The 23,782-nt window shown below is 38.6% G+C and carries 15 protein-coding genes and 1 riboswitch; all 15 genes read left to right on the top strand.

The features are described 5' to 3' along the window. Positions 1 to 627 precede the first annotated feature (627 nt). Positions 628 to 4,581: a PAS domain S-box protein gene (locus AC13EX_RS09755; protein ID WP_482892527.1), complete on the top strand. Its 3,954-nt coding sequence runs from the start codon at positions 628 to 630 to the stop codon at positions 4,579 to 4,581. 78 nt (positions 4,582 to 4,659) lie between these two features. Next, on the top strand, positions 4,660 to 5,967 hold the full coding sequence (locus AC13EX_RS09750; RefSeq protein WP_482892526.1) for a hypothetical protein: 1,308 nt from the start codon (positions 4,660 to 4,662) through the stop codon (positions 5,965 to 5,967). 270 nt (positions 5,968 to 6,237) lie between these two features. Further along, positions 6,238 to 6,339: riboswitch (SAM riboswitch) on the top strand. A 76-nt stretch (positions 6,340 to 6,415) separates the two neighbouring features. Continuing rightward, complete coding sequence (locus AC13EX_RS09745; RefSeq protein ID WP_339709566.1) at positions 6,416 to 7,459, top strand: homocysteine S-methyltransferase family protein; 1,044 nt, start codon at positions 6,416 to 6,418, stop codon at positions 7,457 to 7,459. Between the two features lie 3 nt (positions 7,460 to 7,462). Next, the gene (metH, locus tag AC13EX_RS09740) at positions 7,463 to 10,177 is read left to right on the top strand and encodes a methionine synthase (protein WP_482892525.1); all 2,715 of its coding nucleotides are present in this window, start codon (positions 7,463 to 7,465) and stop codon (positions 10,175 to 10,177) included. A 159-nt stretch (positions 10,178 to 10,336) separates the two neighbouring features. After that, positions 10,337 to 11,290: a methylenetetrahydrofolate reductase [NAD(P)H] gene (gene metF / locus AC13EX_RS09735; RefSeq protein ID WP_048642630.1), complete on the top strand. Its 954-nt coding sequence runs from the start codon at positions 10,337 to 10,339 to the stop codon at positions 11,288 to 11,290. A 109-nt stretch (positions 11,291 to 11,399) separates the two neighbouring features. Then, positions 11,400 to 11,864, top strand: coding sequence for a hypothetical protein (locus AC13EX_RS09730; RefSeq protein WP_482892524.1), 465 nt, complete (start codon positions 11,400 to 11,402; stop codon positions 11,862 to 11,864). After that, the gene (locus AC13EX_RS09725; RefSeq protein WP_482892523.1) at positions 11,861 to 13,288 is read left to right on the top strand and encodes a CCA tRNA nucleotidyltransferase; all 1,428 of its coding nucleotides are present in this window, start codon (positions 11,861 to 11,863) and stop codon (positions 13,286 to 13,288) included. The genes AC13EX_RS09730 and AC13EX_RS09725 overlap by 4 nt, the downstream gene beginning before the upstream one ends. Further along, positions 13,285 to 14,013, top strand: a complete 729-nt coding sequence (locus AC13EX_RS09720) for a tetratricopeptide repeat protein (protein ID WP_482892522.1) — start codon at positions 13,285 to 13,287, stop codon at positions 14,011 to 14,013. Before AC13EX_RS09725 ends, AC13EX_RS09720 begins: the two co-directional genes overlap by 4 nt. 385 nt (positions 14,014 to 14,398) lie before the next feature. Then, positions 14,399 to 15,646, top strand: a complete 1,248-nt coding sequence (locus AC13EX_RS09715) for a dihydroorotase (RefSeq protein WP_482892521.1) — start codon at positions 14,399 to 14,401, stop codon at positions 15,644 to 15,646. Further along, positions 15,639 to 16,154 carry a DUF4199 domain-containing protein gene (locus tag AC13EX_RS09710; RefSeq protein WP_048642635.1) on the top strand — a complete coding sequence of 172 codons (516 nt, stop codon included), beginning with the start codon at positions 15,639 to 15,641 and terminating at the stop codon, positions 16,152 to 16,154. The genes AC13EX_RS09715 and AC13EX_RS09710 overlap by 8 nt, the downstream gene beginning before the upstream one ends. An 11-nt stretch (positions 16,155 to 16,165) precedes the next feature. Next, positions 16,166 to 16,714 carry a DUF4199 domain-containing protein gene (locus tag AC13EX_RS09705; RefSeq protein WP_482892520.1) on the top strand — a complete coding sequence of 183 codons (549 nt, stop codon included), beginning with the start codon at positions 16,166 to 16,168 and terminating at the stop codon, positions 16,712 to 16,714. A gap of 7 nt (positions 16,715 to 16,721) precedes the next feature. Beyond that, on the top strand, positions 16,722 to 17,681 hold the full coding sequence (locus AC13EX_RS09700; protein ID WP_339709592.1) for a glycosyltransferase family 2 protein: 960 nt from the start codon (positions 16,722 to 16,724) through the stop codon (positions 17,679 to 17,681). Between the two features lie 2 nt (positions 17,682 to 17,683). Beyond that, complete coding sequence (locus AC13EX_RS09695) at positions 17,684 to 18,634, top strand: glycosyltransferase family 2 protein (protein WP_482892519.1); 951 nt, start codon at positions 17,684 to 17,686, stop codon at positions 18,632 to 18,634. Between the two features lie 973 nt (positions 18,635 to 19,607). Continuing rightward, complete coding sequence (locus AC13EX_RS09690; RefSeq protein WP_482892529.1) at positions 19,608 to 20,342, top strand: polysaccharide biosynthesis/export family protein; 735 nt, start codon at positions 19,608 to 19,610, stop codon at positions 20,340 to 20,342. A 6-nt stretch (positions 20,343 to 20,348) separates the two neighbouring features. Then, positions 20,349 to 22,778, top strand: a complete 2,430-nt coding sequence (locus tag AC13EX_RS09685; protein ID WP_482892518.1) for a polysaccharide biosynthesis tyrosine autokinase — start codon at positions 20,349 to 20,351, stop codon at positions 22,776 to 22,778. Positions 22,779 to 23,782 lie beyond the last annotated feature (1,004 nt).

Raw genomic sequence — 23,782 nt, 5'->3', positions numbered from 1 at the left:
AATAGACATAGACACACCCGAAGATTTGCTCGCCTTACAACAATCAAACTGGGAGCATTTTAATAATTAAACGCGAAATACGCAATAGACAATCTATTTCGTGCTGAAATCGCTTCAAATTCAGCCACTTCGTTGCTGTTTTCAATTTCACCATAGCGCTGCTATGCTAAAATCTCCAAACAGCCTGATTTTCTTGCGATTGCAACACTCATCACGAATCCTATTACATAATCCGGGTTCAAATTTCATAGCCCTTCACTTTTGTATTATCTTGGCTTTTGAAGTATTGATTTTCTTATGGTTACAAATATTTATGTGAAATAAAAGAGGGATTCTGTAATCGTAATTCTAAGACACAGCCTATTTTAGAAGCTATTTAAACTATATTTTTTGTTGATATCGCCGTAGCGATATAACATACCTGATTTTCAGATGGTTTCGCCTTTGGTGATGTGTATTTTCGCTTGGTACAGTTTCAAGATTTAATTGAATTTAAGTTTTTTTTATTCAAAATTGTTAGAGAATTAATTATTGTTAGTAACTTATACAATTAATCCTATTGAGCCAAATCGACTGGTTCTCAGTTTTTAATTTTGTATTGTGACAGGATGATTCCTGATTTTAATCATGAAAGAAGAGTTTGATAAAAATCTCTTTCAAGGTGATGAGAAAAGCCTTGATCTATTTTTGGTATTCGATTACAACCAAGTAATATTTTCTTCCGAAAATTGGCCAGACCAATTGCTGGATGGAGATTCATGGGATACCTGTTTGTCAGGATTTAATGGTTTGGTCAATGAAGTGAGATCATTTTTTAATGACGAGGACCAAACTCAAATGCATTGTAACTATATACATGCACAAAATCCTGATTTTCAAATCTCCCTTGAAGGTAAGCTTGTGCATGGAAAAGGGAAGATTTGTATAGTAAATGGAAAGTATCTGCCCTTTGTTTCAAAAGATTACGATGAAATCTTTTGGGACAAAGAACGGTCTGCTAGCTTAGGTCAAGAAGATGCTGCGGCCATTTTAAAAGGTAAAATGGAATTTGATCAACAGATCAATGAAGTGTCCACGGCTTTTTTAAATGCTACTGAAAAAGAATGGGATAAGGTTTTTATGAAGGCTTTGTCCATGGTTGTCAAATCGCAAAAAGCGGAGAATGGCAATTTCTTTTATGTAAATCATGAATTACAACAACTTGAATGTTTTTTTGAGTACAAGGTAAATCCCGAAGCAGGTTTGCTAAAGATAAATAGAACCATTTCCTTAGAGGGACAGGAAGAATTTTTGGAGAATGTAGGAACTTCTGGTTTTATTGCTGTTGACGATTTAAGAAATTTAAAAAATAAAAACTCTTTTGAGGCTATAATTGCTGACAAGCTAGGCTTTGTAGCTTATATCATTGTCCCCATTTTTGCTGAAAACAATCTTTTGGGATTATTTACACTTAGTAGTTCCAAGCCGCAACCACATTGGAATTCCAACCATAGAAATAGGTTTGGGATTAGACAATTGGCAGATGTATTTGGAGCGGCACTTATCAACCGTTCTACGAAGTCTAAGTTGTTTAGAAATGAGAAATTACTTAGTTCAACTGAAGTATTGGCCAAATCAGGCTCATGGAGACTGCAAAATTCAGGTAGGAAGATCTTTTTGTCTAAAGGGATAAATCGAATTTTCGATTTGGATTTGTCCATTGATGTGATTGAGATTAGTGATTTTTTAGAATTGATCCCTGCCAAAGACAGAGAGCTGGTTAAATCTAAAGTACAGGAGGCTCTCCAGAACAGGAAATCTGTTTCAGGTGAGTTTATTTTTACCAATTCTAATGGAAAAGAAAAGCATATTTCTTACCTAATTCAGGTAAATCAACTTACCAGTAAAAGCAACCTTGAAGTTTTTGGTTATTGTAATGATATCACTGAGAAAAAAACGGTAGAGCGTAGACTTCTTTTTGAATCCCAAATTTTAGCCCAAGTCAATGAACCTATTTATGTTACAGATCTTAATCTGAACGTAATTTATATGAATGAGGTGGCCATATTTGAGGGAGAGCCTTTTCAAAACGGCCATGGTGGGAAAATTACTGATTTCTTCAAAATCATCAATGCCCCTTCCAAATCATTCAAGGGTTTAATAGAAAAAGCTTCAGCCAATGGCATGTGGGTGGAGGAAGTTCAGATATTGGACAATACCGGAAATGTTCAACCTTTTGAGGTTTCCGTTAAGCCCATACAAAATGTTGAGGTTGAGAAAATAGGTTACTCTTTTTTGGTGAGGAATCTAACTACCTTACTTCTACGTGAAGAAATGGCAAAAAAGGCCAAGCTGATTATTGAAAACAGCCCGGCAATATTGTTTGAAGTAGAACCTAATGAGGGATTTAAGATTTCCTATATCACCGAAAACATTAATCAATTTGGTTATGTTTCAGAGGATCTTGTAAGGGATTCTGTTAGTCTGAAAGATTTTGTCCATCCAGATGATCGTCTTATTTTCGAAAAGGAACTCATCAATCCCGAAAAAACCCAATACAATAGAGAGTATAGGTTGCTGTCTGCTGATGGCGGTTACAGATGGGTCGAGGATAAAATCCGGCCTGTGTTTGACACAGAGGGGAATGTGATTTTGTATGAAGGTTTACTTCATGATGTTACAGAAAGGAAAAAGGACCGGCTTGAAATTGAAAAGATCCAAGACAGGTACCGAGTGCTTGCGTCTAATATTCCCTTCACCAATGTTTTTCTAATTGATAAAAACTATAGGTATTTAGTTGCTGAGGGTTCAAACTTCACCAATTGGGGTTTTGATAAATCTTATTTTATAGGTAGGACCATTCAGGAAGTGCACACCGTCACACGTAAAGTCGTAGAACCCTTAGTGAGAGAGGCGGTAGAAAAGAAAAAAACGCTTAGTGACCTTATAACCTATCTTGAGCGCGTCTATGAATTGACGGCCAAACCCATTTTTAAGGAGGGAAAATTAGAGTATGTTCTGGGGATTGTAAGAGATATTTCAGAGGAGTACTTGGCTAAGAAGGAATTGAAGAAAAGCGAAATTAAGTATAGAAGTCTGGTAGAAGAGTCGACTGAGATTATATTCTCTATTACCGCCCAACTTGAGCTTAGTTATGTTTCTCCAAATATCAAACAATTTCTTGGCTACGAAACCTATGAATTTACCAGTGGTGATTTTACAGATTATCTGCATCCTGAAGATGCTCAGGTTTTGCAGGACGGTAACTCTCGTCCAATAAAATACTTTGAAGACCATCCTGAATTTGAGTTCAGGTTAAGACATAAGCGTGGACACTATAGGGTGTTTAGTTCTAGTGGAAAAGTAATTCGGGATGAAAACAATCAGGTAAGGTACTATACCGGAATAGCAAGAGATATTACCAAATTAAAAGAAACTCAAAAGGAATTATTTGAAGCCAAAGAAAAGGCTGAAGCTGCGCTAAATGCAAAAAGCCAATTCTTGTCAGTCATGAGTCATGAAATCAGAACTCCAATGAATGCAGTAATTGGACTTTCTCATCTTTTGATAGAAGACAAACCAAGGGAAGATCAACTTGAAAATCTGCGTACATTGCAGTTTTCTGCAGAGAATTTACTAGGGCTGATCAATGATATTCTTGACTTTAATAAGATAGATTCAGGGAAACTGATCCTGGAAAAAGTTCCATTTGAACCGAGAAACCTCATCAATAGAATAATTCATTCCTACAGTTATCAAATAAGGGATAAATCCCTAGAAATAATTTATGAACCGGATTTTTCGTTACCAAAGCTACTAATTGGAGATCCTGTTCGAATTGCTCAAATTCTTAATAACCTTATCAGTAATGCAATAAAATTCACTGATAAAGGCTTTATAAAAATAGCCCTAGAGCTTATCAGTCAGGAAGATGACAGGGTAAATGTCCGGTTTACGGTAAAGGATACAGGTATAGGGGTTGCCTCTAGCAAGGTTAAGTCTATATTTGATGCCTTTACTCAGGCCAGTACAGATACTACCAGAAAGTATGGAGGAACAGGTTTAGGTTTGGCTATTGTTAAAAAACTTACCAAGTTATTCGGTACGGAGATACACTTGGAGTCCAAAATAGGAGAAGGATCTACCTTTTGGTTTGACATCAATTTCCAAGTTCAGGATGAGAAAAAACTAAAAACTGTTTCCGAAGCCCTAGTAATGGATGGGCAACTTGGTGACAAGAAAATTTTGGTAGCTGAGGATAACCTGGTTAATCAGGTGTTGTTAAGGAAATACTTATCCAAATGGGGAGTTGGGGAGATCAAATTTGCTGAAAACGGTAAAATTGCCCTGGATCATTTTATCAAAAATGATTTTGACTTGGTGCTTTTGGATCTTCAGATGCCAGAAATGGATGGTTTTGAGGTAGCTAAAATCATCCGTAAACTCGACTTGCTTTCAAAAAGGAATGTGCCTATTATAGCCCTTACCGCTTCTTCTTTGCTAGAAGTAAAAGAGCAACTTGAAGCCTCAGGAATGGACGATTATATATCAAAACCATTTACCCCAGAGAACCTTTATAGCAAAATAATCAATTATCTCTGATTTAGTGTTGATTTTTATGCATAAACGGTTGCTGAATTCCTCAGCTAAAATGATATCTTTGCATCTTTAAATAGCCCTATGAGATGGATTTTATATATACCGCTTTGGCTGGGATTGGCCTTTAATTTGAATGCACAGGGCAATGTCTCTGAGCGATCTACGATTTATGTTCTGGCCGGTTCGTCTGGAGCAAATATCAGAGAGTTCAATGAAATGCTTTCAGATAAAGGAATATCAAATCTTCGAGGAGGATACTCTACTTTGGGGATTGGTTATCAATACCGCCTTTCTGATTTTATTTTAGGTTTCGAGCTGTACCAAAATACAGGCGCCAACTCCTACTATAGGGATTATATTATAGACAATAAGAGCACTCGTTTTTATATGAATGTGGGCTATTCGCTCACAGAGGAAGGTAAGTTTCACCTTATTCATTATATGTCTTTGGGTGCAGGGTATGTCAATTTTGAAATGCTTAAGGACCAGAGAAAGGTCGATGACCTTGGAGCCTTCTTACAGCAACCAGCGCAAGGCTTTATTTTAAGAGAACGCAATATTCATAAAGGAACGCAAAATTTTGGTGGGTTTTTGACCGAAATTGGCTTTCAATTTGGCTACGATTTTAGTGTGCCAGGCTTGGAAGAAACGGTTGGTTTACTTGGTAAATTTGGTTATTCCTTCAGTCCATTTGAAGGGGCTTGGGAAATGAATGACATTACCTTTGACAACTTGCAAAGTGGTGCTTTTTTTAGATTAGGAGCGGGTATTTCTATGCCGGATCAGAATCTGTTCTTCCCCGATGCTGGTATTGGAGTGCACTTTTTTTATGGGTATAATTTCACCAACCCAGATGGCCTAAATGATTATTTGGTAAACAACGGATTGGCTCCTTTTAAGGATAGACCCAATAATTTGGGAATGAAAATAATCGGAGAAAACCGAAGGTGGATCTATTCAGTTGATATTTTTAATATAGCAAATTCAGGTATAGCTGATGAAAATAGGGAGCAGACATTAAATAGTGTTAGGCTTTATGGCAACTATGGTTACCAGCTATATAAAATGAGAAATCTAGAATTAGGGGTACTTGCCGGTTTAGGGTATGGAAATATCCGTTATACTTTAACCAATGTCAAAAAGCCTGATTTTCCTATTTTGTTTGAAGAACCGGATTATGATGGCTATTTGAAGAGCAGAGGAATAATGGGCAAATCTGAAGTAATGGTAGCTTATGCGTTTCCTGTGTTTAATAAAATGTTTAGGATTGTTACCTCTGCACATGCTGGATATGAGTTACCATTAAGCACTTATAAACTTGGCGAGCTTAATATGTCGAGTTATATGGCAGGCCCTTATCTTCAACTTGGGGTTGGTTTAAGACCATAATTGTATCAACTTGATTAATTGAGCTATAAAGATGCACCTTGTGGAGATTTGATAATATTTGGAGTAAAAGACCAATGTTTTGTTGGAAACGTTTATTGTTTGGTTTTTGTATGTTTTTTAAAAATAATATTTTGTTCTAACTGTGTTTATTTTGTTCCTAATGTTTTGTATTGCTGAGTAACAGCATTTATTGAACCCGCTTATAGCAGGAGGAATTAAAGTTTTTCGCAAAAAGAGAATTTTTTTCCTGAATTCATGTTACTTTTGAATTGCTTATCGAGAAAGACGGAGGGTAGGGCCCTATGATGTCTTAGCAACCTGAGTTGACAAGGTGCTAATTCCCATTCCGGAAATGCCGGATAAAGATGAGCCGCAAAAGTTAGAAAATATCCTCTAGTTTTACATCGGTTCATGCTCGTATAAGCTTTTTAATTAATATACGATTCACATGGCAAGAAGAACCAACTTATTACTTCAGCAATTACAAAAGCGAATTTTGATATTGGATGGTGCTATGGGTACCATGATCCAAAGATATGGTCTTCAGGAAGAGGATTTTAGAAATCAAGAACTTGCGGCTGTAAAAAAATCTTTAAAGGGGAACAATGATTTGCTTTCTTTGACCCGCCCGGAGATCATCAAAGATATCCACAAGGCCTATTTTGAAGCTGGAGCAGATATCATTGAAACCAACACATTCAGTAGTACTTCAATAGCTCAGGAAGATTATGGGTTAGCTGAAATTGCCTATAAACTTAATTTCGAGTCTGCAAAGATTGCAAAGGAAGTGGCAGACGAATTTTCTGCCCGAGAGCCTGAAAAACCAAGGTTTGTAGCAGGTGCAATTGGACCGACTAATAGGACAGCTTCCTTATCACCAGATGTCAATGATCCTGGTTTTAGAGCCATTAATTTTGACCAATTGGTTGCCGCCTATTCCGAGCAGGTGGAAGGTTTGTTAGACGGTGGAGTGGATATTCTTCTTGTTGAAACGGTGTTTGATACCTTAAATGCAAAAGCCGCAATTTTTGCAATTCAAGAAGTTTTTGAAAAACGAGACCTTCCTTTAGAACCTAAGGAAGGTGGAGTGCCTATTATGGTTTCAGGTACCATCACTGATGCTTCAGGAAGAACACTTTCCGGGCAAACCACCGAAGCCTTTTTGATCTCTATTTCCCATGTACCCTTATTAAGTATTGGTCTGAATTGTGCATTAGGTGCCGCTGAGCTTAGGCCCTATTTAAAAGTACTATCAGATAAATCACCATTTAATGTGAGTGTTTACCCCAATGCAGGTCTTCCCAATGAATTTGGAGAATACGATCAGGGGCCAGATGAAATGACTGAGGAAGTGAGCTTGTTTTTAAAAGAAGGTTGGGTGAATATAGTTGGTGGATGTTGTGGGACTACTCCCGAGCATATCTCGGCTTTAGCAAACACAGCCAGCAATTTCCCTCCAAGAGTTCAGCAGGTATTAACCGAAGAAGATTAATTCATGAGCAATTCTAAAAAAATGCCTAGCTTACAGCTATCAGGACTAGAACCATTGGTTTTCAATGCGAACCTAAATTTCGTAAATATAGGTGAGCGAACCAATGTTACAGGTTCGAAGAAATTTGCAAGGCTTGTACTTAACGACAATTACGATGAGGCCCTTGAGGTGGCGCTTGACCAGGTAAGAGGCGGCGCTCAGATTTTAGATGTATGTATGGACGAAGCCATGCTAGACGGAGAAGCTGCAATGGTTAAATTCCTTAATCTGGTAGCCTCAGAACCAGAAATCAGCCGGATTCCAGTGATGGTCGATAGTTCCAAGTGGAGAATTATTTTGGCTGGGCTTAAATGTATTCAAGGTAAGGGAATTGTTAATTCCATTAGTTTGAAGAATGGTGAAGAAGAATTTTTGGAACAGGCCAAAACCATCAAAAAGTTTGGCGCTGCCGTTGTGGTGATGGCTTTTGATGAAAAAGGGCAAGCAGATTCCTATCAAAGACGAATAGATATCTGTAAAAAATCTTATGACCTGCTTACGCAAAAAATTAGGTTTAAGGCTCAGGACATTATTTTTGATCCCAATATATTTCCTGTTGCTACAGGAATGGATGAGCATAAAAACAATGCTGTTGATTTTTTCCGTGCGACGAAATGGATTAAAGAAAATCTGCCAGGTGCCAAAGTAAGTGGCGGTGTGAGTAACGTGTCTTTTTCCTTTAGAGGGAATAATCCCGTAAGAGAGGCCATGCATGCAGTGTTTTTGTATCATGCCATTAGGCATGGTATGGATATGGGAATTGTCAATCCCTCCATGTTGGAGATTTATGATGATATTCCCAAAGAGTTACTGGATCGGGTTGAGGATGTAATGTGGAACAAAAGGGAAGATGCTACAGAGCGTTTGCTTGATTTCGCAGATTCGGTTAAGTCTCAAGGAAAGAAAGGCAAGGCAGATGAAGCCTGGAGAAGTTCACCTGTTGAAAAAAGGATTCAACATGCTTTGGTAAAAGGGGTGTTGGATTATATCATAGAGGATACGGAAGAGGCAAGGCTAGATTTAAAAGATGCCCTGAAAGTCATAGAGGGTCCTCTAATGGATGGCATGAATGTAGTTGGAGACTTGTTTGGTGAAGGGAAAATGTTCTTGCCTCAAGTAGTGAAAAGTGCTAGAGTAATGAAAAAAGCGGTTGCCTATTTGGAGCCATTTATGCCCTTGCCGGGCACAAATGCCACTACAGGTGAGCAAGAAGACAATATAAAGAGAATATTATTGGCTACAGTTAAAGGCGATGTTCATGACATTGGCAAAAACATAGTCGGGGTAGTATTGGCCTGTAATTCCTACAAGATTATTGATTTAGGGGTGATGGTAGAGACGGATCGAATCATTCAGGAAGCCTTGGACAGTAAAGCACATATAATAGGCTTAAGTGGTCTGATTACTCCATCACTTGATGAAATGGTTAATGTGGCTTCAGAAATGGAGAGGAGAGGTTTGGATATTCCTCTACTGATAGGTGGTGCCACCACTTCCAGAATTCACACAGCTGTAAAAATAGACCCTGTATACAGTGGTATAGTGGTTCATGTTGCTGATGCTTCCAAATCTGTTCCTGTGGCAGGTGAGGCCATTAGTAAAGAAACCAGAGATCAATATAAAAAAGAAATAAAGGCAACTTATCAAAAGCTTCGTGAAGTACATGCTGCCAAGCAGGAAGTAAAGCAGATGTCTACTTATAAAGAAGCTAAGTCAAATCCTGTAGCCATCGATTGGCCTAACTACACACCTTTTAAGCCTAAGAAATTAGGGGTGACCGTGTTGGAAGATATGGACCTTTCCGTTATTAGAGATTATATAGATTGGACGCCATTTTTCAGCACCTGGATGCTTTCTGGAAGATTTCCGAAGATTCTAAAAGATCCTGTAGTAGGAGATGAAGCACTCAAATTGTACAATGACGCCAATAAAATGTTGGATAGGATTGTAAATGAAGGTTGGTTGAAAGCAAGTGCAGTTTTCGGTCTCTTTCCAGTGCAAAGGTCGGGTGATGATTTAGTGATAGATCCACAATTCACGGAAGGAAAACCCTATTCGTTTCATTTTCTAAGGCAACAAGGTCGAAAAGGAAAAGGAGTTCCTAACAGGTCTCTGGTTGACTATATTCATCCTGAGGCTACAGATTATATGGGGGGATTTGCAGTGACCGCTGGTTTAAACATAGAGGAAAAACTTAAGGATTTTCAGGAGCAGGGTGATGATTACAATGACATCATGTTAAAAGCAATGGCTGATCGTTTGGCGGAAGCTACAGCAGAGTATTTGCATTTGAGGGTTAGAAAAGAATTTTGGGGCTATTCTCCGACAGAATCGTTGGAAAATGAGGAGCTGATAAAGGAGAATTACACTGGTATTCGTCCAGCACCCGGCTATCCTGCTTGTCCGGAACATTCAGAAAAGCGTACCCTTTTTGACTTGCTTGATGTAGAAAAAAATACAGGGATGAAGCTAACAGACAGCTTTGCCATGCTGCCAACCTCTTCTGTAAGTGGTTTTTACTTTGGTCATCCAGAAAGTAAATATTTTGGATTAGGAAAAATTGGCAAAGACCAGGTATCTGATTATGCTCGTAGAAAAGGCGTGTCGATGGCTCAGGCTGAGAAATGGCTGTCACCTAACCTTGCCTACACTCCTAAGCTCACTTCGGAGGCTAAATAGGATTTCAAGTCCCACAAAGATGTTGATTTTGAAAAGAATTACTGGTTAAATTAAGTTTCAAAATCAGGTCATTTAGTACAATTAAAATAAGTTTTGGGTAAATAAAACAGGCCCAAATATTTCTTAAAGCACAACTTGGTTGCTTAACAATAGACTAACATGAAGGTTACCGATTACTTAAAGAATACAGATAAAACACACTTTTCTTTTGAAATTCTTCCTCCCCTAAAAGGACAGAGTTTGACCAACTTATTGGACGGAATTACTCCTTTAATGGACTTTAATCCACCTTTTATAGATGTGACTTACCATAGGGAAGAATACATGTATAAAAAACATGCCAATGGGCTTCTTGAAAAAATAAGTACGAGGAAAAGGCCAGGTACAGTAGGTATTTGTGCAGCCATTATGAATAAGTTTAAGGTAGATGCAGTACCACATTTATTGTGTGGTGGGTTTTCTAAGGAAGAGACTGAAAATGCACTTATTGACTTGTATTTTATAGGGGTAGAAAATGTATTGGCATTGAGGGGAGACGCTCCTAAATCAGAGGCGAATTTTATCCCAAATAAAGACGGGCATAAATTTGCTTCCGAACTTGTGGGCCAAATCATAGGAATGAATGAAGGCAAATACCTTCATGACGAAACTGAAATAGGTTTCCAAACTGACTTTTGTGTAGGTGTGGCTGGCTATCCTGAAAAGCATTTTGAAGCGCCAAGTTTGAATTTTGATTTGAAAAAGTTAAGAGCGAAAATTGATGCTGGGGCTACTTATATTGTAACCCAAATGTTTTTTGACAATCAAAAATATTTTGATTTTGTAGAGAAGGTAAGAGAGGCAGGGATTGATGTGCCGATTATTCCAGGGTTAAAACCAATCACTACCTTGTCTCAGATCGTTAATTTACCAAAAACTTTTTTCCTAGATTTACCGGATGATTTAATGCTCGAATTGGAGAAATGTAAAAATAACGCAGAGGTAAAGGAAGTGGGCATTGAATGGGCCATACACCAAAGCAAAGAATTGGTTAAGTATGGTGTGCCTACATTGCACTATTACACCATGAGTAAGGCAGACACGACTTATAAGGTAGCCAAAGAAGTGTTTTAATTCCCTTGTTGAATTATTATTAGGGAGAGGCAATGCAATGGTAAAGATTGACTTATTTTGACCCCGGAAAAGAATTATTACCTATTTTCGGGTTAAATAAAAAACAAAAGTGGACTATAAGGAAATAAGTAAGGAATTTGCTAAATCAGGTCAGTTAAATTTTCAGGATACGAAAGGGACAAACTTTGAATGGATCAAAGTGACTGATTGGAAACCGGAAATGGAAGGCGTGTTTTTGGTTCATGAAATCTATCAGTTAAAGTCACTGGTAGGTAATTTCTCTGACGTAGCTTTGGATATTGTAGAATTTGCTGCAGATAAGACAATTTTCCAGTGCCCTCAGCCGGCATGGAATATAAATAAGGGTAAATCCGGCGGATTAATTAAATTTGCACTGGTAAGCTCACCCTTTTGGAAGCAAGTACTCAACCAAGTTCAGGAAATTGTATTTCTGAGGTGGCAAAATGAGGTACTTCCTTCAACGATCAAGGGGCTCCAGACTTTTCCTTTTAATAGGGAATCCAAGGTGATGCAACTGCATGAAGATGGTCGTGTGAAAATTATAAATGGATGAATCTGACAAGTTCTTTAGGAAATATTCAAATCTTTGAAAAGGTTGGCAAAATAGCAGATAATTTGGGCACGGAAACCTATGTAGTAGGTGGATATGTTCGAGATATACTTTTAAAAAGACCAAGCAAGGACATTGATTTTGTATGCATTGGTGATGGGATAAAGCTGGCTAAATCAGTGGCTGGTTCTTTAGAAAATAAACCACCTGTTTCAGTTTTTAAAAATTTTGGTACCGCCATGATCACAATGGAGGATTGGGAACTGGAATTTGTAGGAGCGAGAAAAGAGTCCTATCAGGACCATTCGAGAAAACCTAAGGTGGAGGCAGGGACACTTCAAGAGGATCAGGAACGCAGGGATTTCACCATCAATACTCTGGGAATAGGTTTAAATGCTAAAAATTTTGGAGAACTTTTGGATCCCTTTGACGGTGTAAAAGACCTCAAAAGAAAAATCATACGAACCCCTACCGATCCCAATATAACTTTCTCAGATGATCCTTTGCGAATGATGCGGGCTGTTCGATTTGCTTCCCAATTGAAATTTGATATTGAAGCGAGTACCTTTGATGGTATCATTAATAATGCCCACAGGATGTCTATTATTTCTGGGGAAAGAACCATCGTTGAACTCAATAAAATCATAATGACTGACAAACCTTCCTATGGGTTTAAGTTACTTTTTGTCAGTGGCTTATTGAAGGAATTTTTTCCGGAGATGGTTGCACTTCAAGGAGTCGATTCTGTAGGGGACAAGTCTCATAAGGATAATTTTTACCATACCTTACAAGTGCTGGACAATGTGGCCACGAGGTCAGATAGTCTTTGGTTACGTTGGGCAGCTATCATGCATGACATTGCCAAGCCCCTTACTAAGCGTTTTAATCAGAAAGTAGGCTGGACTTTCCATGGACACGAGGACAAAGGGGCCAGAATGGTTCCGGGAATCTTTAGAAGATTGAAGCTTCCAATGGATGAAAGGATGAAATATGTGCAAAAATTAGTAAGATTGCATTTGAGGCCTATAGCATTGGTCAACGACAAGGTAACGGATGCAGCCATAAGGCGCTTGCTTTTCGAAGCTGGAGACGATGTGGATGACCTGATGCAGCTATGTAGAGCCGATGTTACCTCAAAAAACAACAACAAAGTAAAAAGATTCTTGGCTAATTTTGACAAGGTAGATCTCAAACTTCAGGAGGTAGAATCAAAAGATCAGGTAAGAAATTTCCAACCTCCTGTATCTGGTGACGAAATCATGGTTATATTTGGTTTGAAACCATCAAGGGTAGTAGGAGATTTGAAAGAAGAAATCAAAGAAGCTATCCTAGAAGGACATATTCAAAACAATAAAAATGAAGCCTTGGAGTTAATGTACAAGTTAGCTGCAAAAAAAGGAATAGTGAAAACAACTCAAGATAAATGATGAAAATGAAATTTGCTGTATTGATTTTGTTACTGTGCTTAAGCGCACAAAATATTTCCTTCGCCCAGGAAAACACCAATACTACTCCTGCTACTCAGGAACCCATCACAAGTAATAAAGCTAAAAATGAAACGGACAACAGGATATACTCACTGGCAATGAGGTACAATGATGCTTCTGTTGCAAAATTGAAGCTGTATGAGTTGATGGAAAGAAATCCTGGCAACCTTGTCTATGCCGAAACCCTTGCCTCAATGTATTTTGAAATGGAGCAATATGGATCAGCGGCGCTTGTTGCCTTGGATTTATTGGAAAGAAATGACAAAAGTTTAACAGGCCTAGAAGTAGCCGCGTTTTCTCTCGAACAGTTGGGTGCTTTAGAACGTGCTTTGCCACATTTTGAATCCCTTCATTTACTGTCCGGAGATTTGTTCAGTTTGTACAAAGCTGGCTATTTACAATATACGCTTAAGAAATATGAGGAAGGCCTTAACTCAATTAATATGTTGATTAAGGACAGCAAGGCAGCAGAACAAAAATTAAATTTTCCGAAAGGAGAAAACAATGAAATGCAGGAAGTAAGTATGGTTGCTGCCGCTGAAAATCTTAAAGGTCTGATTTATAAAGATCAGGGAAGTATGGCTGAGGCTAAAACTGCCTTTGAAGCAGCTTTGGCGATCAATCCTGACTTCGAACTAGCCAAAGAAAACTTAGCAGGATTGTAATTAATTCAATTTCTCTTTTTGATTGCGAGAATTATTTGGTGACCTACAAAAAGGGTTTGCAATGACGATCATTTACCGTCAATGCGAACCCTTTTTGTAGGCCGTAGTGCTAGGGAAAGGCTACACGGCCCCTGAGCCTGTCGAAGGGGTCGAACGTCGTAGTAGAGTGAAGAGTCGTAAGTAACAGCCAATACCGGCCCTAAACCTCACAATGACGATCATTTACCGTCAATGCGAACCCTTTCCCTTGGCTTTTGCTACGGGGAAAGGCCGTGGCAATCTCTCCGCAATAGTCAGAGTAAAATAACAATTGCCGAAGGCTTTCCTCCATTTTATTTCCATTTTAGGGAATAAAATTGCAGTTTTGCAAAAATAAAAACAGCTCATGACCGTACGCTTCCAGTCACTGAAAATCATCACAGAAAAAGAAATTCTTCCTGCCGCTGATTATGTATTTGATGGGAAAACCATAACAGCAGCAACAACACAAAGTCCTGGTAAGGATGAAAAACTGGTAGACTGCAAAGGCTTATTGGGTTCTAAAGGTTGGACAGATCTCAGGTGTTTTTCTGGCGAACCAGGTCAGGAATACCGCGAAACCCTTGAAAGCCTTGCCAATGCACTTATGCAGGGAGGCATGACAGCTGCTGTATTGCTCCCCAATAGTACACCTCCCATCCAATCCAAAAGTGAGGTCGCCTATTTGAAAAACCATAGTGATTTATTGTTCCCTACTTTTCATATTCAGGCAGCAGTCACTAAAGATTTTGAAGGCAAAGAACTTACAGAAATGTTGGATTTAAACCAATATGGAGTAAATCTCTTTGGGGAAGGTATGGTATCCCTGTCTCATTCTGACCGCATGATGAAGGCTTTACAATACCTTCAGAAGTTTAATGGTGTATTATTTGATCAGAGTCAGGACCCCATGTTAGCGCTTTTTGGGCAGATGCATGAAGGTGTTTCTTCTACGATGTTAGGTCTGAAAGGTATTCCTGATCTTGCCGAAGAAGTAGCCGTTCAAAAAAATCTTGAAATACTACGTTATACTGGAGGAAGGCTGCATTTTCAAACGGTCAGTACAAGTGGTGCCTTGGACCATATTCGAAAAGCAAAGCAGGAAGGTTTGGCTGTAACTGCTGATGTTTCTATCTATCAATTGCTTTTCACAGATGATGATTTATTGGATTTTGACACTAGGCTTAAAGTTGTACCACCTTTCCGTGGGAAGACGCAACAAGAAGCATTGATCGATGCATTGAAGGATGGGACTATAGACGCCTTGGTCTCCAACCATATCCCACATGAACTAGATGCAAAAAATATGGAATTTGACCACGCACCTTTTGGGATGGCTGGGTTACCGACTTTTATTCCTGCATTAGTGAAGCTATCAGATAAATTAACTTATCCTTTGTTGATTGATAAGTTAACCAATGGTCCTCAGGCCATTTTAGGTAATCAAGCCAATGAATGGGATAGCCTTACTGTTTTTGATCCAAATGAAGAGTGGATGTTTGATGAGAAAAGCAATGCTTCACTAGCGGCTAACAACCCCTATTTCAATCAATCACAGAAAGGAAAAGTAAAATACCTGATAAATCAGGGTAAAATTGAAGGGTTAAATGAATAGGTACTTAAAAGCTGCATTACCGTTTGGGCTATATGGCGGGGGATTATGTTTTTTGGGCTACTTGACCATTTATTTTTTAGGAATAGAACCCATCAGCATGAACCTGATTATTGGGTACCTTGTAACTCCGGTTTTTGTGTTTTTTGGAGTGAAAAATTTTCGAGACAATTTTAACGGGGGTAATTTATATTTTGGCCAGGGAATGACGGTTGGTTTTTTTACCTATACCATCATAGCCACGCTTTCAGCTTTGTATATTTTAGGTAGTATACAGATTGATCAAGAATTATTTACCACATTTAGACAAATCAATTTGGAGTTGATGAGCGAAAATAAAGCGATACTTCAAGAGAAATTAAATGTGGAAGCCTATGAAGAAACCTATGCGAATATTTCTAAAATGAGCATTTTTGATGTTGCTTTAAATGATTTTTTAAGAAAAATATTCCCAGGATTGTTCTTTACCATCATAATTTCCATAATTTTAAAGAGAAACGTTGAATTTTAATCGTCTTTATTATGGAACAACAATCCACATCTCCCGCAATGGCAGCATTGAAATCCGGAGTAATCATCGGCTTGGTTATGCTTGTCATCTCGTTTTTAATTTATTTTATTGATTATAGTTTATTAGTTGCCGCTTGGTACGGTTTCGCCGTATTCGTTTTATTCTTCGGACTAGTTATTTATTTCGGTATTCAGTACCGCAAAGAAATAGGTGGTTTTATGCCATATGGACCTGCATTCCAGTTTGCCTTCGTTACTTTAGTTGTATCAGGTTTAATAAGCACCTTAGGGAATATAATATTGTACCAGTTGATTGATCCTGGACTATCCGAATTGTTGGTGAAAGTTCAGCTTGAAAACATGTTGGCCATGCTGGATAATTTTGGCGCTGGAGACAATATATCAAGTGACCAAATCAACGAAATGCGTACAGAGATGGAAGATGCTTTTACCTTTGCGGGACAAATCAAAGGTTTCGGGGTTTCATTGTTTATATATGCCATTTTTTCCTTAATCTTAGGTGCGATTATTAAAAAAAGAGACAAATCAACAGATTTTTAATTGAATTATGCCCCAAATTTCTATTGTTATACCTGTATACGACGAAGAAGAATCGCTACCTGAACTTCAAGATTGGATTAAAAGGGTAATGGAAACCAAAGGGCTCAGTTATGAAATCATATATGTAGATGACGGCTCCAAAGACAACTCCTGGCAAGTGATTAAAGACTTGTCAGTCCTTGACGTAAATGTCAAAGCCATAAGGTTTGTTCGCAATTACGGTAAATCTGCAGCTTTAAATGTAGGTTTTTCCAAGGCCATAGGTGAGGTTGTGATCACGATGGACGCTGATTTGCAGGACAGCCCTGAAGAGGTGCCTGAGCTTTACCGTATGATCACAGAAGATGGTTTTGACCTTGTCAGTGGCTGGAAGCGTAAACGCCATGACCCAATATCTAAAACCATTCCTTCCCGCTTGTTTAATGGAGTGACCAGATTTATTTCGGGAATTAAGCTACATGATTTTAATTGTGGATTAAAGGCCTATTCAAAGAAAGTTGTCAAAAGCATAGACATTTACGGGGAAATGCACCGTTATATTCCCCTTATTGCTAAATGGAATGGTTTTGGGAAGATAGGAGAGAAGGAAGTGGCGCATAGGGCCAGAAAATATGGTACCACCAAATTTGGAATAGAACGTTTTGTCAATGGGTTCCTGGATTTGATTTCCGTTTCTTTCGTTAACAGATACAAGAAGAATCCCATGCATTTTTTTGGCAGTATGGGCACGCTTTCATTTATGACAGGTTTTTTGATTACGGTTTGGTTGATTTATGAAAAAATCGCTGGTCTTAGGAATGGTGTGCCCGTTAGAGAAATCACAGATCAGCCCTTGTTTTTTTTAGCCCTTGTCGCGTTGATTGTAGGGGTGCAGTTATTTCTCACAGGCTTTATGGCTGAAATGATGACTTCCAATAACACCCATAAAAGTGATTATAATATTGCCGACGAAATTAATAGAAAATAGCAATGTATTTTTCGGTGATCATTCCTGTGTACAATCGTCCTGAGGAACTCCGAAATTTACTCCGGAGTCTAAGCAGTCAGACTTTTACTGATTTTGAAGTTGTGATAGTGGAGGATGGATCTGACTTTACTGCTGATACTATTTTAGGAGAATTCCAAGAGAAGCTGAATATCTGTTATCACCTTCAGGAGAATACCGGGCAGGGATTTGCTCGCAACAAGGGCATGGAACTGGCCAAAGGAGACTATTTCGTTTTTTTTGACTCAGATTGTGTGATTCCTTCAGGTTATTTTAAAATACTAAATAGCGTTATCACAAAAAGAGGCCTTGATGCCCATGGAGGACCGGATGATGCTGGGGATGGATTCTCTTCCTGGCAGAAGGCCATGAATTTTAGCATGACCGCTTTCTTAACCACAGGGGGTATACGTGGGAAAATGAAGGATCCTGCCAAGTACCAGGCTCGTGGCTACAATATGGGCTTTTCCAGAGAAGTTTACGAAAAGCTTGGAGGTTTTATTCATCCCAATATGGCTGAAGACATTGAACTCAGCATTCGCATCAAGAAAGCAGGGTTTAAGTTGGAGTTGGTGGCGGATGCATTTGTTTACCATCACCGTAAAAATGATTTTGCCTCCTTTATCCGTCAGAGCCACCAATTTGGCAGGAATCGTGTCTTTATCACAAGGTTTCATAAAGATGCCCTCAAACTGGTTCATTTGCTTCCAGTGGCATTTTTTATAGGATTGCTATTGCTTCCCCTTTCCTTATTTATTTACCCTATAATTGGCTATATGATAGCAGCCTGCTATTTACTTTGGACGGTGGCTCTATTTTTTAGTGCATGTACTAATTTGCAAGTTGGTTTTTTGGCGGTCCTCACCTCCTACGGGCAATTGATAGGTTATGGCACCGGAGTGCTTAGGGAGTACTTCTATTCCTTTAATAAATAGGATTCCTTGTTAGGAAAGATGGTGAAGGACACAACCTTCCGGCCACTGAGCTTCTCGAGATACACAGCGGCGGCCTTTTCCCTGAAGTCTCAGGGCAGGTTCGTTACTTTTTAGGGCCACTGAATTGCTACGCTTCAGGGCAGGCCTGTAGCAAATAAGTAACAATCGAAATGATGAAAGACTTGGTATAGATATACTATCCATCTCCTTCCAAGGTACAAGGCCCCCACAAAGTAGTCTTGGAATGAAGTAAAACAATAGCCGTCGGTTACCATTTTTCGGCCACTGAGCTTGTCGAAGTGTGCCGGGATGTACTTCTTAGGTCATTGGGAGCCCTTTTTTGGGGAGGTGGAGTGTGTGGCAGTCTCGCCACTGTTGAGATTCCTTCGCCTTCTATCGCGCAGAAGGACCTTGCAAAGTCTCGAAATGACGAATATATTAACCCGGATTATGTAATAGAATGTCTATTGCATATTTCGGGTTCAATTCAAACCTATTCATTTCCCCTTTTTTTATAAAAGCAACAACACAATAGGAATGAACTATTGCTTTTGTACATCAAACCCAATTACAATTCATTTTACAACCTTTATCTAGTCAAGTGAGGCAAACCCTTTGCGGTAAGCCATTTAAACTAAGAATTTTACTTAATAAGACCGGATATTAGGAAGTGTTATCAGTTACCGGCTAACTGTGTAACAAATTTACACCGGCTAAAATCATTCAAACTTTGCCGAAAAAAGCAGTTCGTATATGGATTAATGTATTTAAATCTATCAATAATGTTGTTTGAATTTTATGAAGAAAAAAAGGTATTAAACAGTTTTTTTACTGCCTTACTTTTAAATATCTTTGTCAAGAATTTTAAAATTCATTTTATTTAATAAAAATGAAGCAACTCGACAGATTATTTTTTACCCTTTTGATTTTACTTGCTGCCAGTTCTTGCGTATCCAACAAAAAGATTATTTATATGCAGGACAGGTCCGAAGGAGACAATCCCTTATTTACAGAATCTAAGCTTGTAGCCAACAGCAATGCAGATTATTTCCTGCAATACAATGATGTGGTGGACATCAATGTAAGCACCACTTCTCCTGAGCTCAATGAGATTTTCGGTATAGCTGCAGGAGATCAATCTTTGAGGATGACACCCCAAGGAGCGCAAGATGGTGGGGATATATTCTTTATCAATGGCTATACCCTGGATGAAAATGGCATGGTGGAATTACCACTTCTAGGTGAAATCAAATTATTGGGTTTAACCACCAAACAAGCTCAGGCTCAGATAGAATCAGAACTGAAAGCCTATGTCAACAAAGAAGATTTTTTTGTTCGGGTTCGTTTAGGAGGGGTGAGATTTTCTGCCCTGGGTGAATTCAATAAGAATGGCAATTATACCATTCTTCAAAACAGGATCAGTATTTTTCAGGCCATTGCCCATGCAGGCGATTTAACCACCACCGCAAAAAGGGATCAATTGGTGCTGATGCGCCAATACCCTGAAGGCACCAAAACATTTCGCATTGATCTTACAGATGAAAGACTGATAGCATCGGAATTTTATTTTATTCGTCCCAATGACATGCTCTATGCTGAGCCTATGAAAATCCGTGAATTGGGTACAGGAGTAAATTTTGTTCAAACTTTCCAATTGGCTGTGACTACCCTTTCTGCCGTATTACTCGTATTGAACGCCATCAAATAATTGCAAATGAATCAATCTGAACCGAATAGAATGCCGGTTATAGGGCAGGAGGAAGAAGTAATCGATATTAAGGATATTGTATTAAGGATTTTACGCATCTGGCCTTACATAGTGCTGTCGGTTATAATGGCCATGGGTATCGCTTATATGATTCTTCGGTATTCAGTGCCGGAATACCAGGTTTCCAGTAAATTTTTTATAAAAGAAAAAGAAAACCCCTTCAACTTATTTGAATCTGCGGGATTAAATATGGGAGGTTCCGGTGAAATGGAATTGGGGAATCAAATGATTATACTCAAATCCAGACCCATAGCCAATGCTACTTTGGACCGATTGCACTTTGATGTGGAATACATCAAAGAGGGAAGGTTTATTAAGTCTGAAATATACCAGAACACGCCTATTGCTGTAGAAGTAGATTGGTCCCACCCGCAACTAACGAATGGGGATCTGCTGATAAAATGGGAAAATCACAAAAGTTTTACCGTAACTTATTTGGGAGAATCTTACCTGCAAATATTTCCCGACAATGAGAGTAGAAATAAGTTGGAAAATCCCAACTCACCCCAGGCCACTTTTTCGTTTAACCAATGGGTAGAATTGCCCATGAACCGTTTTAAGGTTGGACTTACCTCAGTGGAAGAAAGTGGGGAAATAATTATCCGCTTAAGGGATCGTTCAGGTTTGATTAACCACTATACAGGGGAAAACCTTCAGGTGGCTGCTATAGACAAACAATCCACCATCCTTAAATTAACCATTACCACGCAAACCCCTCAAAAAGGTAGGGATTATTTAAATACCTTGCAAGAGGTTTATTTGGAAAACGAACTGCAGGAAAAGAATACCATGGCCACCAATACCATAGATTTTATTGACGCCCAATTGGTAGTTTTGTCAGATTCTTTGATGTTTATTGAAAACAGGTTGGAAAGTTTTCGTTCCAACAATTCTATTTATGATTTAAGTTCTGAAGGCACAGCAATTTTTGAGCAATTGAAAGCTCTGGAAACCGATTTGGCCAAAGAAAAATTTAAAAGAGAGTATTACCGGCAATTGACCCAATACCTAGAAAGAGAAGATTACAATCAAATTGTCGTTCCCTCAGGTTTAGGTATAGAGGATCCCATTTTAAATACCTTGATTCAAAATTTGCTTGAATTGCAGGCGGAAAAATCCATGCATGCTTCTAAGCTTACTGAAATATCTCCACCCTTAAGGGAAGTGAATAGGCAAATCAAAGACATGAACCTTTCCATTTTGGAATTGTTAAAGAATGTAGATAACAATGCCCAATTATTGATTCAGGACCTACAGCAGCGGATTAATAAAATTACAAGCACTTTTAGTGGCCTTCCGCAAACAGAGCAAAATTTATTGCGCATTCAGCGGGAATTTACTTTAAATGAAGGGCTGTACACCTATTTGATGGAGCGAAGAGCAGAGTCGGCCATTACCAAGGCTTCCAATACGCCCAGCAATAAAATAATTGAAACGGCATTAATCAATCCAAACCCCATTAGCCCAAAAACTGCCTTAACTTATCTAATTGCTTTAATACTGGGATTGGGCTTGCCTATAGGTTTTAATTTAGTACGCACTTTTTTCAGCAATAAGATAAAAGATGGCAAGGAGTTGGAAAGAAAAGCTGACCTTAATTTGATTTCCACCATCGGACAGAATGAAGATGCTGACAATTTGGTGGTCTTAAAGAAGCATCGTTCTGGAATTACCGAGGCTTTTCGTTCTTTAAGGGCCAATATGAATTTTATTCTTCCCAAAGAGAAAAGTTCTGTGATTTTGATTACTTCCAGTATTTCCGGGGAAGGAAAAACCTTTTGCAGTATTAATTTGGCCTCGGTCTATGCCTTGAGCAATAAAAAAACGCTTTTAATAGGTTGCGACATGCGCAAACCAAAAATATTTGAAGATTTCGGTATTAGCAATAATGAAGGTTTATCTACCTACCTAAGTCACAATCAAGAGGATGTGAACCAGGTCATTCAAAAAACAGCTTATGAAAACCTGGATGTAATTGTTTCAGGCCCAATACCTCCTAATCCTTCTGAATTGTTGATTACTGAGCGCTTTGCTGAACTGTTGGAGCAAATGAAAGGACGCTATGATATAGTTATTCTGGATACGCCTCCGGTGGGCTTGGTTTCTGAGACCTTAGACCTAATTAGATTGGCAGACATTTCCCTTTTTGTGCTGCGCTACAATTACAGTGAAAAACAATTTATAGACCATATCAATAACTTAAAGAAGCAGGCTATCCTTAAAGAAGCCTATATCCTCTTCAATGGAGTGGATAAGGATGCACAGCATTATGGCTATGGTACCGGTTATGGTTATGGCTATGGTTATGGCTATGGTTATTACGCAGAAGATCAGGTTGAAAAGAGCTTCTTTAAAAAATGGTTCAGTAGGAAGTAGTTTATAATCAAACCCGGATTATAAATTAAGTTTTCCGTTTATTAAAGGTTTTACTCCTTAGTTTATTAAATTGTTTTTCTTGGTTTTAATTGCTCTTCTCACATTGAAATGGGACTGAGGAGGCGAAGCTGTGTAAAGTTGGATACAGAAAAGCAAAGGACTACAAATCAAATCCGAAACCGTCTCAATTAGAAAAAACAAACTCCCCCTTAAAAAGGGGGTAAGGGGGATTTCAACGAGAACGTCTCATAAACGATCCCAAAAATGATTTACAGTTTATTCTCGATGTACTTCATTAAATAAAAATAGTTTACGAAAGAATCCCCTCCCGATTAAGGTCGGGACAGGCTCAGCCCCCCTAAGAAGGGGGAGTCGGCTGAAAAAGAATTTTATCGCAGGACTTAAGAAATTGAAATTGGCAAAGGCACTACTAATCAAATCCGAAACCGTCCCTTTTAGAAGAAACAAAATCCCCCTTAAAAAGGGGGTAAGGGGGATTTCAACGAGAACATCTCATAAACGATCCCAAAAATGATTTACAGTTTATTCTCGATGTACTTCATTAAATAAAAATAGTTTACGAAAGAATCCCCCCTGATCCCTTAGAAGGGGGAGTCGGCTGAAAAAGAATTTTATCGAAGGACTTAAGAAATTGAAGTTGGCAAAAGCACTACTAATCAAATCCGAAACCGTCCCTTTTAGAAGAAACAAACTCCCCCTTAAAAAGGGGGCAAGGGGGATTTCAACGAGAACATCTGATAAACGATCCCAAAAATGATTTACAGTTTATTCTCGATGTACTTCATTAAATAAAAATAGTTTACGAAAGAATCCCCCCTGCCCCCCTTAGAAGGGGGAGTTGTTGCAAATTGGATTCTAGACAAATTTGGGATAGTTAACATTTTTGGATTTATATACCTTTTAGCCGAGATTATCTTGATATTCCCATGAGGAACAAAGAAGCCTGAAGGGCTGAAACTATAATAACCAGGGGTGAATCCCCT

The sequence above is a fragment of the Cyclobacterium sp. L-R genome, assembly GCF_056859355.1.
Note: the sequence above shows the minus strand (reverse complement) of the source record. Positions and strands in the feature narration are given on the sequence as shown.